Source organism: Amycolatopsis sp. VC5-11 (assembly GCF_037034185.1).
GTDB lineage: Bacteria > Actinomycetota > Actinomycetes > Mycobacteriales > Pseudonocardiaceae > Amycolatopsis > Amycolatopsis nivea.
Genome location: NZ_JBAGKF010000027.1, coordinates 1 through 12169, shown reverse-complemented (window position 1 = coordinate 12169; position 12169 = coordinate 1). Strand labels below are relative to the sequence as shown.

At 69.9% G+C, this 12169-nt stretch carries 12 protein-coding genes; 5 read left to right on the top strand and 7 right to left on the bottom strand.

Annotated elements, in window-relative coordinates; translation table 11 throughout:
* The first annotated feature begins 855 nt into the window (after positions 1 to 855).
* Positions 856 to 1296, top strand: coding sequence for a DUF485 domain-containing protein (locus WA670_RS41870; protein ID WP_037809904.1), 441 nt, complete (start codon positions 856 to 858; stop codon positions 1294 to 1296).
* Positions 1293 to 2894 carry a solute symporter family protein gene (locus tag WA670_RS41865; protein ID WP_037809902.1) on the top strand — a complete coding sequence of 534 codons (1602 nt, stop codon included), beginning with the start codon at positions 1293 to 1295 and terminating at the stop codon, positions 2892 to 2894. Before WA670_RS41870 ends, WA670_RS41865 begins: the two co-directional genes overlap by 4 nt.
* 60 nt (positions 2895 to 2954) lie before the next feature.
* On the opposite strand, the gene WA670_RS41860 is transcribed toward WA670_RS41865, so the two are convergent.
* The 5 genes from WA670_RS41860 to WA670_RS41840 form a co-directional block, all read right to left on the bottom strand.
* Positions 2955 to 3305, bottom strand: a complete 351-nt coding sequence (locus tag WA670_RS41860) for a DUF3817 domain-containing protein (protein ID WP_037809898.1) — start codon at positions 3303 to 3305, stop codon at positions 2955 to 2957.
* 26 nt (positions 3306 to 3331) lie between these two features.
* Complete coding sequence (locus tag WA670_RS41855; RefSeq protein ID WP_205673280.1) at positions 3332 to 3667, bottom strand: hypothetical protein; 336 nt, start codon at positions 3665 to 3667, stop codon at positions 3332 to 3334.
* A gap of 368 nt (positions 3668 to 4035) precedes the next feature.
* Positions 4036 to 4968, bottom strand: coding sequence for a lytic transglycosylase domain-containing protein (locus WA670_RS41850; protein WP_336161679.1), 933 nt, complete (start codon positions 4966 to 4968; stop codon positions 4036 to 4038).
* Between the two features lie 705 nt (positions 4969 to 5673).
* Complete coding sequence (locus WA670_RS41845) at positions 5674 to 6156, bottom strand: hypothetical protein (RefSeq protein ID WP_037713183.1); 483 nt, start codon at positions 6154 to 6156, stop codon at positions 5674 to 5676.
* Between the two features lie 339 nt (positions 6157 to 6495).
* A complete protein-coding gene (locus tag WA670_RS41840) occupies positions 6496 to 6663 on the bottom strand; it encodes a hypothetical protein (protein WP_162836029.1) in 168 nt (55 codons plus the stop codon).
* 196 nt (positions 6664 to 6859) lie between these two features.
* Between WA670_RS41840 and WA670_RS41835 the strand changes: the two genes are divergently transcribed.
* Positions 6860 to 7381 (top strand): GNAT family N-acetyltransferase, encoded by a 522-nt coding sequence (locus tag WA670_RS41835; RefSeq protein ID WP_009075302.1) that lies wholly within the window; start codon positions 6860 to 6862, stop codon positions 7379 to 7381.
* Between the two features lie 4 nt (positions 7382 to 7385).
* On the opposite strand, the gene WA670_RS41830 is transcribed toward WA670_RS41835, so the two are convergent.
* Positions 7386 to 8528: a CaiB/BaiF CoA transferase family protein gene (locus WA670_RS41830; RefSeq protein WP_134670379.1), complete on the bottom strand. Its 1143-nt coding sequence runs from the start codon at positions 8526 to 8528 to the stop codon at positions 7386 to 7388.
* Between the two features lie 26 nt (positions 8529 to 8554).
* Positions 8555 to 9706: an acyl-CoA dehydrogenase family protein gene (locus WA670_RS41825; RefSeq protein ID WP_037809891.1), complete on the bottom strand. Its 1152-nt coding sequence runs from the start codon at positions 9704 to 9706 to the stop codon at positions 8555 to 8557.
* 98 nt (positions 9707 to 9804) lie between these two features.
* Here WA670_RS41825 and WA670_RS41820 point away from each other — a divergent pair, with 98 nt between their 5' ends.
* Both WA670_RS41820 and WA670_RS41815 read left to right on the top strand, forming a co-directional pair.
* Positions 9805 to 10413, top strand: a complete 609-nt coding sequence (locus WA670_RS41820; protein WP_037809889.1) for a TetR/AcrR family transcriptional regulator — start codon at positions 9805 to 9807, stop codon at positions 10411 to 10413.
* A 67-nt stretch (positions 10414 to 10480) separates the two neighbouring features.
* Positions 10481 to 12091 carry a succinic semialdehyde dehydrogenase gene (locus WA670_RS41815; protein ID WP_037809887.1) on the top strand — a complete coding sequence of 537 codons (1611 nt, stop codon included), beginning with the start codon at positions 10481 to 10483 and terminating at the stop codon, positions 12089 to 12091.
* Positions 12092 to 12169: the final 78 nt, after the last annotated feature.

The window sequence follows — 12169 nt, the reverse complement described above, 5'->3', positions numbered from 1 at the left end:
GCGTCCGACCGGGCGCGGGCACGACCGGGTCGATCCTTCACCGGTCCGGGAGACGATCGGCTTCCCGGGACTATGCACGTGCACGACGCAACTTGCGGACTGCACGGCGGTGGTCGAGATCAACTTGTCTGCGCCTATCGATCGCTGCGGGCGGCTGGGGCCAAAGAATCGTACACCAATCGCCGCCTGCGTTATTGCGTTCCGCATCGGGGGGCTGACCAGGGAAAATAGTCAAAACTCGGAAACTCGGAGCCATGGATTCGCACCCGGCCGCCCGGCGCGGGAATTCCGGTTACCCGGCGCTCTTGGCCTCGGCGTCCGGCCGTCACCCGATTAGCCCACACAGGGTAAGCGACACCCTCGATGGGACTACGCTCCGTGCCCCCATCGGGTGGGTGCACCCGGAAGTTGAACCCGATGTTGTGGAGATGCAGCGACGCGCCGCCCGACCCGGTGATTTTTGCCAGCCTCCCTTCCCTGCCTGGGAATCCCCGCCCAGCCGGCCACCTGCCCGCCGAAACGGAGCGGCCGCCCCGCCCGGCGGCTACGACCGGTCACCGTAATGGATCTTGACCGGCCCGTCACTCCGCCGTCTGCCGCAACCCGGACCGGCACTGGCGACTCCCCGTGACATCGGTGCTCACTATTCCGAGTGATCAGCCTGTGATCTGCCCGGACGCGCCGTTCCGCGCTATTTCCCGGGCGAAAAGGAATTTCCGGTGCCCTCGCGAACCGGCTTTTTCCGCGTTCCGGCGCCGTCGTTACTATGGCCGCCTCCCAGTCCGCAAGGGCGATCCGGGCGCTTTCTCGAACGATGCCCGCCGCCTTCCACCGCGCAAGTTGCCGGAGGCAGCCATGCACAACGTCGCGCGCACCACCGGACCGGCCTCCGCAGCCGAGGACACCGGTCAGATGCCCGCGCTGTTCGACCGCGAAGGAGGCGACGCCGCACCGCGCGGCAGGCGCCGCAAGCGCGGCCCGGACTACGAGCAGATCCAGCGCAGCCCCCAGTTCCGCGCGCTGCGCAGCCGCTTCCGCCGGTTCGTGTTCCCGATGAGCATCGGGTTCTTCGTCTGGTACCTGGTCTACGTCGTGCTCGCCGCCTACGCGGGCGAGTTCATGAGCACGCCGGTCTTCGGCCTGGTCAACGTCGGCATGCTGCTCGGCCTCGGCCAGTTCCTCACCACCGCGGTCATCACCGCGCTGTACGTCCGCTTCGCCGACCGCGAGATGGACCCGCGCGCCGCCGAGATCCGAGCGCAGGCCGCCCCTGTCACGGAAGGAACGCCTCAGTGACCACCGTTTCGCTCGCCGAAGGAGCTTCGGAGAGCAACCCGCTGATCAACACCGGGGTGTTCGCGCTGTTCGTCGCGATCACCCTCTACGTGGTGTACCGCGCGGGGAACCGCCGCTCGTCGACGTCGGGCTACTACACCGCCGACAGCGCTTTCACCGGAAGGCAGAACGGCGTCGCGCTGTCCGGCGACTTCCTGTCCGCGGCGTCGTTCCTCGGCATCGCGGGCGCGATCGCGATGAACGGCTACGACGGCTTCCTCTACTCCATCGGCTTCCTCGTCGCGTGGCTCGTCGACCTGCTGCTGCTCGCGGAACTGCTGCGCAACACCGGCCGCTTCACCATGGGCGACGTGCTCAGCTTCCGGATGAAGCAGCGCCCGGTGCGCGCCGCGTCGGCCACGTCGACGCTGGTGATCTCCTTCTTCTACATGCTCGCGCAGATGGCGGGCGCGGGCGGCCTGGTCGCGCTGCTGCTGGACGTCCACTCCAAGTGGGGCCAGGCGGTGGTGATCACCGTGGTCGGGCTGGTGATGATCTCCTACGTGCTGCTCGGCGGCATGAAGGGCACCACCTGGGTGCAGATCATCAAGGCCACCATCCTGCTCACCGCGGCCTCGCTGATCACGGTGTTCCTGATGGGCAAGTACGGCTTCAACTTCTCGAGCCTGCTGCGCGCGGCCGCCGACCGCAGCCCGATGGGCAAGGACCTGCTCTCCCCCGGCGGCTCCTACGGCAAGGACGGCACCACGAAGCTCGACTTCGTGTCGCTGTCGCTGGCACTGGTGCTCGGCGTCGCCTCGCTGCCGCACGTGCTGATGCGCTTCTACACCGTGCCGAACGCCCGCGAGGCGCGCCGCTCGGTGGTGTGGGCTACCGCGTGCATGTTCGTGTTCTACCTGTGCACGCTGGTGATCGGCTTCGGCGCGGCGGCGATCGTCGGCCCGGACGAGATCAAGGCCGCGCCCGGCGGCGAGAACTCGGCCGCGCCGCTGCTGGCCCTGCACGTGGGCGGGACGGTGCTGCTCGGCGTCATCTCGGCGGTCGCGTTCGCGACGATCCTCGCCGTGGTGGCCGGGCTGACGCTGACCGCGTCCGCCTCGTTCGCGCACGACGTCTACGCGAACGTCATGAAGCGCGGCAAGGCGGAGCCGGAGGACGAGGTCCGGGTCGCCCGGCTGACCGCGGTCGTGATCGGCGTGCTCGCCATCCTCGGCGGCATCCTCGCCAACGGCCAGAACATCGCGTTCCTCGTGGCGCTCGCGCTCGCGGTGGCGGCGTCGGCGAACCTGTCGACCCTGCTGTACTCGCTGTTCTGGAAACGGTTCAACACCACCGGGACGCTGTGGAGCATCTACGGCGGGCTCATCGCCTGCGTCGTGCTGGTGCTGTTCTCGCCGGTGGTGTCGGGAGCCTCGGACTCGATCTTCCCGAGCATCGACTTCCACTGGTTCCCGCTGAAGAACCCGGGCCTGGTGTCGATCCCGGTGTCGTTCCTGTGCGGCGCGATCGGCACGTTCGTCGGCCGCTCGAAGAGCGATCCGGCCAAGCACGCGGAGATGGAGGTCCGGTCCCTGACCGGCGTCGGCTTCGGCTCCTGATCCCCTGGCACAAGAAAACCGCGGCGTCCGGATTTCCGGGCGCCGCGGTTTTTTCGGTGCTCAGAAGACGTCGCGCCCGGCCTGCACCCGGTGCGTCACCCGGCGCTCGACGACGAACGACACGAACGGGACGCACCCGGCCAGCAGCACCAGGACGGTGCTCTTGATCGACCAGCGGGCCTTGATCGCGAGGTCGATGGTGAGCACCAGGTAGATCATGTAGAGCACGCCGTGGATCGGCGAGTACACCTGCGCGGGCGTGGCGTTGCCGAAGCCGTACTCGATGATCATGGTGGCGCAGAGCGCGAGCAGGCCGACACCGGTCACGTACGCGCTGGCCCGGAACCGGGTCAGCGAGCCGGACACCTTCGACTGGCGAGCGGGGGCGGCACCGTCGGTGCTGGTCGTCATGGGAGCGTCCTCATTTCCGCGGGCGTTCAGGACTGCTGGTCGCGGGCGTTGAGCTCGCGCAGGTAGCGGTTGTAGGCGGCGAGTTCGTCGTCTTCTTCGACGGGAGCCGCGGCCGGTCGCGGCGCGGGCACGCGGACCGGGGCCGGGGCAGGCGGTTCGGGCTGGCCGGCGGCTTGCTCTTCGCGTTCGCGCAGCTTCTTGATGCGCCAGAACATGAACGCGGGGAAGAGCCCGAAAAGCGGCCATTGCAGCACGTAGCCGAGGTTCTGGAAGGTGCCGGTGGCGGACGTGAACCGGTCCCACTGCCACCAGGCCAGCCCGCAGCACAACGCCAGGCTCACGAGGCTCGTGGCGACGATCATGAGCCGGCGCCCGAGCGGGGACGCGGCCGGGCCGGGATCTGCGGGCACGGTATCGACGCTAGCACTGGCCGGGGACGACGTTGCTGAGAGGCGGCGAGGTCGTGACCGGGGCCCCATCCGGCGTTCGCGGCCGGATTCGCCGGGTGGCCGGCACCGGCACCGGCGTCGAGCGGCCCGCCGACCCTGGTCGCGCGCCGGAACGCCTCCGCACCGCGACCCGGCTCGGCCAAACGCCCCAATGCCACATTGGGTGCATGTCACGCACCCAATGTGGCATTCGGTGCGTCGGACGCACCCAACGCCACATTGGGGCGCATGCCGGGCGGCGGCGGGATCGGTGGCCGGGAAGCAGCGGGCGGTCCGGAGCGTCAGCCCGCTTGCACCTTCTGCGCTGCCTTCGCATAGCCGTCCGCCAGGCCGAAGACCTTCTGCGCGTACTCCGTCGAGTTGTTGTACGACAGGATCCCCGACCACCAGCCCGCCGGGCTGGCCATGTCGCGGCCGCCCGCGCACAGGTAGCGGGCGGCGGTGAGGGCGGCGTCGTCGATCTGCTGCGGGTCGGCGCGGCCGTCGCCGGTGGCGTCCGACGCCCACTTCCGCCAGGTGCCCGGGATGAACTGCATCGGGCCGACCGCGCGGTCCGCGACCGGGTCGCCGTCGAGCTGGCCGCCGTCGGTGTCGCCGATCGCGCGGACCCCGGAGGAACCGTCGAGCGGGACGCCGATGATCGGCTTCGACGGGCGGCCGTCCGCGCCGAGGACCGCCCCGCCGTACTGGCCGTGGTTGGACTCGATGCGGCCGATGCCGGCGAGCGTCGCCCAGGAGATGTGGCAGCCGCGGTCGACCTCGCGCATCGCGAGCTCCGCGTTGCCGTACGCGCGCACTGCCCGCGCCGGGATGCCGGTGGCGGGCGCGACCTTGTCCGCCCAGGCCTGCAGCGGGTCGCCGCCGGTCGGGCGCGCCGACTGCGGCGCGGTGCCCTGGTCCGCCGCCCCGCCCGCGACGACGGCGTTGACCGGCGCGATCGAACCGGGTTTGACGTCGACCGCCTTGACGCTCAGCGCCGGGAGGTCCGTCGTGGTCGGGCTGGCTTCCGGGGCGGTCGCCCTGGTGACGATCCAGACCCCGCCGCCCGCGACGGCGAGCACCGCGACGACGACGGCAAGCCGCACCGCGAGCGCGGCGCCATGACCGCGACGGGCGGGCGACGGGGCGGCAGCGGGAGCCGCGGTCTCGTCCCCGGTCCGCTCGGTGTCGGGGGTCTGTCCGGTGGCGGGCACGAAACTCCGGTCCTCCAGCATGGCTTGGGGTTCGCAACACACAACGAGCCCGCGCAGGTTAGCGTTACGCACGCATCGCCATGGCCCCCGCCACGCCGGTTCACCCGGCCGGGTAACCCGGTTCCGTCAGGTGGACGGTTCACGCCGCACAAACACTCACCAGCCCGCTGCCGAGGCGGGGTTGGCCGAAGCTAAGCCCCACGTCGAGGCGGGGTTCAGTCGGAACGGCTGCCGTCGGGCTTCGCCGACCGGACGCGCCAGGCGGGCTTCGCCGCGGTGCGGCACCGCCAAACAAAAACGTCCGCCGCATGCGGCTTCCGGCGCTCCCGGCAAGGAGTGCTTTCCACCGCACCGCGACGGGCGCTTCGCCGTGTTGCCTGGCCGATTCGCCGACCAGGCAACACAGCTGTCAAACAGGCTTCTTCCCGCGCGAACCGCGGGACGAACAATCAGGCACTTCTTCCGGCGCGAGCCGGATGGAACGAACTATGAGGCGCTTCCTGCTGCGCGAGCCGCACGGACGAACGACCAGCCACGCCCTCCCGCACGAGCCGCACGGAACGAACCATCAGCCACATCCACCCGCACGAACCGCACGGAACGAACGACCGCCCGCTTCCTCCCGCACGAACCGCGGAACGAACGATCAGCCACATCCGCCCGCGCAAGCCGCACGGAACGGACGTTCAGGCACTTCGCCCCGCGAGAACCACGCGGAACGAACGGTCAGGCAGGCTTCTGCTGCCGCGCCAGCCGCGCGACGCACCACGCGGGCGCGCTGCCCCGGCGGAGGTGCTGCAGCACCGTCATCGGGCCGAGCCGCCGCGCGAGGTCGGACGGTGCGAGACCGGCCGCCCGGTAGTCGAGGGCTCGCTGGTCCAGCGGGCTGATCCCGGCGTCCCACCACTGCTGCGCTTCGGCGACGTCGCCGACCATCTGCCACCAGCCCGCGGCGGCGACGAGCAGTTCTTCCGGAACCTCCGGCAGCCGGGCGCGCATCGCGTCGAGGTAGCCGGGGTCGGCGGCCTCGACCGGGGCCCAGCGGGCGGGTCCGGACCGGGCGCGCTGGCCGGGGATGCCGGGCGGAGCGGCCGGCGCGTCGGCCAGCCAGGCCGAGGCGATGCGGTCGACCTCCTGCTCCTCGGGGGTCTTCTCGCGCTCGGCCGACCACTGCCGGATCAACGCGTCCACTCCGGGATCTCCGGTCATCCCTGCCTCCTCATCGGTCCCCGACGGGCAGGCATTTCGACCGCCTGCCCCGTTGCGCGTCCACGATTGGCTCCCCACGCGTGACCGGGCCGAAAACCCGCCGTGACCCGGCTCCCGGGGGACCGGAGAACCGGCTGATCACGCAATGTGAGCACCGTAGGGCGGCACCCGCTTTCTCCGCCATACCCCGGACCCCGGAAATTCGGTGACCAGGCGGTTTTACGGGCCAATCCACCCGGATGGTCGAGCGAAGTGCCCGAATCCCGGGATCCGGTGACAAAGCGTGACTAAGTGGCCGGACGGGCGCGCGAGGGCGGTCCGGCGAGCGGAAAACCGGGGTCAGGCGAAGAGGCTCTTGAAGAACGTGACGATCGCTTCGGCGCCGTCCTTGAGCCAGCCGAGCACGCGGTGCACGAAGGCCGCGGAGTTGGTGGGCTGCGTGATCAGGAAGAACAGCACGAGCGCGACCACTCCGACGACGACGATCTTCTTCAGGCCGCTCGACATGGTTTCGTTCCCCTCCGCTCCCCCGGCGCCCGGTCGGACGCCGGCCCCGCCTCGGCAGAGTCGGCTCCCACTGTAGTGACGGCACGCCGGAATGGCCCGTCGCAGGCCCCGATCCAGCCAGAAAGCTCACGGCCGGGTGACCCCGGTCACCATCGGGTGACCCGGGTCCGGAGAGCGCCCCCGGTACGCTCCGGCGATGGACGACGGCCCAGTGACTCTCCGCCCGGTGCGCGAGTCCGACCTCGGTCTGCTGGAGGCCCTGACCAACGACCCGGAGACGGTCGGCGAGCACCAGTGGTTCGGCTGGCACGACCCCGGCTACGTCCGGCGGCTCTGGCGCGAAAACGGCATGCTGACCACCGACAACGGCATGCTCGTCCCCACCCTCGACGAACGCCCGCTCGGGCTCGTTTCGTGGCATCGCACGCGGACCGGCCCGCACACCTACTGCTGGAACATCGGCATGGTCCTGCTGCCGGAGGCGCGCGGGCACGGCCTCGGCGCGCAGGCGCAGCGGCAGCTCGTGCGCTACCTGTTCGCGCACACGCAGTTCAACCGCGTCGAGGCCAGCACTGAGGTCGGCAACCGGGCCGGGCAGCGTTCGCTGGAGAAGGCCGGGTTCACCCGCGAGGGGATCCTGCGCGGGTTCGATTTCCGCGACGGGCAGTGGCGCGATCACATCCTCTACTCGGTGATCCGGTCCGATCTGCCGTCGTGAGCGTTCAGGCGATCGCTCCGGCCTCCTTCAGCGCAGCGACACCCGCGTCGTCGTAGCCCAGCTCCGCCAGCACCTCCGCGGTGTCCGAGCCCTTCTCGTGCGGTGCTTCCGGCGTGGCCGCGGGCGTCCGGTCGAACCGCGGCGCCGGAGCGGGCTGCACCGTGCCGCCGATGTCCACGAACGTCCCGCGCGCCGCGTTCTGCGGATGCCCGGCCGCTTCCCACGGCGACAGCACCGCGGTGAGGCACGCGTCGGTGCCTTCCGCCCGCGCGACCAGCTCGTCGCGCGTGAACCGGCCGACCGCCTCGGCCAGGATCTTGCGCAGCCGCGGCCACTGGCTCTGGTCGACGTGCATCGGCAGGTCTTCGTTCTCCAGCCCCAGCACCTTGACCAGGTCGCCCCAGAACCGCATCTCGATCGCGCCGACGGCGACGTACTTGCCGTCCGCGGTCTCGTAGGTGTCGTAGAACGGGGCGCCGCCGTCGAGGAGGTTCTCGCCGCGCTCCCCCGGCCACACGCCCGCCGCGCGCATCCCGTGCAGGCTCGTGGTCAACAGCGCCGCGCCTTCCACCATTGACGCGTCCACGACTTGGCCGCGTCCGGACGTCGTGCGCTCGTGCAACGCGGCCAGCACGCCCATCGCGAGCATGAGGCCGCCTCCGCCGAAGTCGCCGACCAGGTTGAGCGGCGGCACCGGGCGTTCGCCCGCGCGGCCGATCGGGTCGAGCGCACCGGCGACGCTGATGTAGTTGATGTCGTGCCCGGCCGCCGACGCGAGCGGACCGTCCTGGCCCCAGCCGGTCATCCGGCCGTAGACGAGCCGCGGATTGCGGGCGTGCACCTGCTCCGGGCCGATGCCCATCCGTTCCGCGACGCCCGGCCGGAAGCCTTCGATCAGCACGTCGGCGCGCTCGGCCAGCTTCAGCACGAGCTCGACGCCCTCGGGCGTTTTCGTGTTCACCCCGACCGACCGCCTGCCGCGGGCGAGCGGGTCGTTCGGGATGCCGAGCACGTCGGCGCCCGGGGTGGCGCGGTCGACGCGGATCACGTCGGCGCCGAGGTCGGCCAGGATCATGCAGGCGAACGGAGCCGGTGCCAGCCCGGCCAGCTCCACCACCCGCAGCCCGGCGAGCGGACCTTGTTTCACGCGAAGTCCTTTCGCTGCAACGGATTTCAGAGCGTGCGGGAAATGATTTCCTTCATGATCTCGCTGGTGCCGCCGAAGATCCGCGAGATCCGCACGTCGGCCCAGGCTCGCGCGATCGGGTACTCGGTCATGTAGCCGTAGCCGCCGAACAGCTGCAGGCAGTCGTCCACGACCTTGTTCACCCGCTCGGTCGTCCACAGTTTCGCCATCGCCGCGCCCTGCACGTCGAGTTCGCCGCGCAGGTGCCGTTCGATGCACTGGTCGAGGAACGCGCGCGACACCGCGGCTTCCGTCGCCGCCTCGGCGAGCTTGAACTTCGTGTTCTGGAAGTTGAAGATCGGGCGGCCGAACGCGGTGCGTTCCTTGGTGTAGTCGATGGTCAGGTTCACCGCGGCTTCCAGCCCGGCCACCGCGGTCACCGCGATGATCAGCCGTTCCTGCGGCAGCTGCAGCATCAGCTGGATGAAGCCCTGACCCTCGGCGTCGCCGAGCAGGTTCGCGGCGGGCACGCGGACGTCGTCGAAGAACAGCTCGGCGGTGTCCTGCCCCTTGAGCCCGACCTTGTCGAGCACGCGGCCGCGGCGGAAGCCCGGGGTGTCGGTCTCGACCACGATCAGCGAGACGCCCTGCGCGCCGGCGTCCGGGTCGGTCTTGCACGCGACCACCACGAGGTCGGAGTGGAAACCGTTGGTGATGAACGTTTTCGCGCCGTTGATCACGTAGTGGTCGCCGTCGCGGACCGCACGGGTCTTGATGTTCTGAAGGTCTGAACCAGTGCCGGGCTCGGTCATCGCGACCGCGCCGACCATCTCGCCGGTGGCCATCTTCGGCAGCCACTCGCGCTTTTTCTCCTCCGACGCGTACGCCAGGATGTAATGCGCGACGATTCCACTGTGGACGGTGACGCCCCACGCGCTGTCCCCGGCCCGGGCCTGCTCCTCGTACAGCACGGCCTCGTGCGCGAACGTGCCGCCGCCCCCGCCGTACTCCTCCGGGATCGACAGGCACAGCAGGCCGAGTTCGCCCGCCTTGGTCCAGATCTCGCGGTCGAGCTTCTTCTCCGCCGCCCAGCGCTCCTGGTTCGGCACGAATTCCTTCTGCAGGAACGACCGGGCGAGCTCCCGGAGGTCTTCGAGTTCGGTGGTGCTCCACGAGCTCTTCTGGATCTGCAACGGCACGGCTTGGCCTCCCGCGGACTGGAAAACATGACGCTTGGCAGGTAAGTTCTAGCCGGAATGTACATCCCATCCGTCCGGTACGTAAAGCAGGAGCCGCGATGACCGAGGTCGCCCGGGGACACCGCACCCAGGCCGAACGCCGCGAGCAGACGCGCACCGCACTGCTGGACGCGACGATCGATTGCCTGGTCGAGATCGGGTATTCGCGGGCGTCGGTGCAAGAGATCTGCACCCGGGCCGGCGTCTCGAAGGGTGCGGTGCAGCACTACTTCGCCACGAAGGCGGAGCTGATGGCGGCCGCGGTCGAGCACCTCACCACGAAGCTGCGCACCCAGCTCGCCGCCTCGCTCGGCTCGCTGCCGGGCGGCGCGTCCGGCGTCGCGGCGGCGATCGACCTGCTGTGGGAGGGCTATTCCGGCACGCTGTCCACCGCGGTGACCGAGCTGTGGGTCGCCGCCCGCACCGACCCGGAGCTGCGCGCCGCGATCCGGCCGGTCGACCGCGCACTGGGCCGGGCGACGCTGGAGCACATCAGCGACGTCGCGGGCGACCTGCCGAAAGAACGTGCGGAGATGCTGTTCTGGCTCACCGTGAACCTCACCCGCGGCCTCGCACTGGACGCCGAACTGGGCGGCGACCCGCGCCGTCGCCGCCAGCTGCTGGAGGAGTGGAAGCGGATCGCCGTGCTGCTGTACTCGGGCGACTAGTGTCCATACCGCCGGTATGGTGTACTCGTCGGTAACACCCGGCCCCGCACGGAAGAAGGTGCGCTCGATGACGAGTACGACCCCGGCGAACCTCACCGGCCAGCCCCTGCCCGCAACCGTCGGCGGCGTAGCAGGCGCCCCGTCCGCGTCCCGCGCGGCCGCACTCGTAGCCCGCGTAACCGGCGGCGCCGACAACGCGCCGGTGCAGATGACCGCGCCTTTCACCGGCCAGCCGATCACCTCCCTCCCCCAGGCCGACGACGCCGAAGTCCGCGCCGCCTTCGCCTCCGCCCGCGACGCGCAACGCGAGTGGGCAGCGTTGCCGGTGACCCGCCGTCAGCAGTTCCTCGTGCGACTGCACGACCTGGTCCTCGCCCGGCAAGCGGAAGTCCTGGACCTGGTCCAGGTCGAAGCAGGCAAGGCCCGGATCGACGCGTTCGACGAGGTCAGCGCCACCGTGCTGGTCGCGGCCTACTACGGCAAGCACAGCGCGAAAATCCTCTCCCCGCGCCGCGCCCCCGGCGTCATCCCGGGCCTGACGCGAGCGGGCGAGCTGCGGCACCCCAAGGGCGTCGTCGGGATCATCTCGCCCTGGAACTACCCGCTGGCCCTGACCGCGATGGACGTCTTCCCCGCACTCGCCGCCGGGAACGCAGTCGTGCAGAAACCGGACAACCAGACCGCGCTGTCCGCCCTGTGGCTGCAAGAACTGGCGGAAGAGGCGGGTCTGCCCTCCGGCCTGTGGCAAATCGTGCTGGGCCGAGGCTCGCAAATCGGCAACGCCCTGCTGGAAGAATGCGACTACCTGTGCTTCACCGGCTCCACCCCGACCGGCAAGGACCTGGCAGGCCGCATCGCGCAACGGCTCACCAGCTACTCGCTGGAACTGGGCGGCAAGAACCCCATGATCGTCTTGCCGGACGCAGACATCGCCAAAACCGCCGCCGGCGCCGTCACCGCGTGCTTCTCGTCGGCAGGCCAGCTGTGCGTGTCGGTGGAGCGGATCTACGTGCACGACAGCATCCGCGAGGAGTTCACCCGCGAATTCGTGGCCAGGACGGCAGCACTGCGCTTGGGCGGTTCGCTGGACTACCACGCCGGAATGGGTTCGCTGACGTCGAAGAGCCAACTGGAAACCGTGACGGCCCACGTGGAAGACGCCCGAGCAAAAGGCGCCCGCGTACTGACCGGCGGACGCCCCCGCCCAGACCTGGGCCCGCTGTTCTACGAACCGACGGTCCTGACAGACGTACGCCCCGGAATGACCCCGTTCGCTTCGGAAACCTTCGGCCCAGTGGTGTCGATCTACGGATTCAGCGACGTCAACGACGCGATCGAGCGAGCAAACGACACCCCCTTCGGTTTGAACGCAAGCGTCTGGACCAAAAGGGGCCGCGCAGGCTGGGAAGTAGGCGCCCGCCTGAAAGCAGGCACGGTCAACGTCAACGAGGGTTACGCAGCAACCTTCGGAACAGTAGGCGTCCCCATGGGCGGTATGAAGGAATCCGGCGCAGGCCGGCGAAACGGCGCAGAGGGATTGCTGAAGTACACGGAAGCGCAGTCCATCGCAGTACAACGCGGCCTGGCCCTACGCCCGCCCAAGGGAGTGCCGGGCTCAGTGTGGGCGCGCTTCATGACCGTAAGCATGAAACTCCTGCGCCACCTCCCCGGCCGCTAAGGGTTCGTGAGGGCCACCCTCATTGACTCTGATTCCCTCAGGGTTCCCCTCACGACCCACCGACCCACCCGCAGCCAG

What these genes read in the sequence shown, in the direction of transcription:
- WA670_RS41820 (WP_037809889.1), top strand. Translation starts at nt 9,805, where the DNA reads ATGACCGAGGTCGCCCGGGGACACCGCACCCAGGCCGAACGCCGCGAG.
- WA670_RS41855 (WP_205673280.1), bottom strand. Translation starts at nt 3,667, where the DNA reads ATGATCGTCGCCACGAGCCTCGTGAGCCTGGCGTTGTGCTGCGGGCTG.
- WA670_RS41845 (WP_037713183.1), bottom strand. Translation starts at nt 6,156, where the DNA reads ATGACCGGAGATCCCGGAGTGGACGCGTTGATCCGGCAGTGGTCGGCC.
- WA670_RS41840 (WP_162836029.1), bottom strand. Translation starts at nt 6,663, where the DNA reads ATGTCGAGCGGCCTGAAGAAGATCGTCGTCGTCGGAGTGGTCGCGCTC.
- WA670_RS41860 (WP_037809898.1), bottom strand. Translation starts at nt 3,305, where the DNA reads ATGACGACCAGCACCGACGGTGCCGCCCCCGCTCGCCAGTCGAAGGTG.
- WA670_RS41835 (WP_009075302.1), top strand. Translation starts at nt 6,860, where the DNA reads ATGGACGACGGCCCAGTGACTCTCCGCCCGGTGCGCGAGTCCGACCTC.
- WA670_RS41870 (WP_037809904.1), top strand. Translation starts at nt 856, where the DNA reads ATGCACAACGTCGCGCGCACCACCGGACCGGCCTCCGCAGCCGAGGAC.
- WA670_RS41815 (WP_037809887.1), top strand. Translation starts at nt 10,481, where the DNA reads ATGACGAGTACGACCCCGGCGAACCTCACCGGCCAGCCCCTGCCCGCA.
- WA670_RS41850 (WP_336161679.1), bottom strand. Translation starts at nt 4,968, where the DNA reads ATGCTGGAGGACCGGAGTTTCGTGCCCGCCACCGGACAGACCCCCGAC.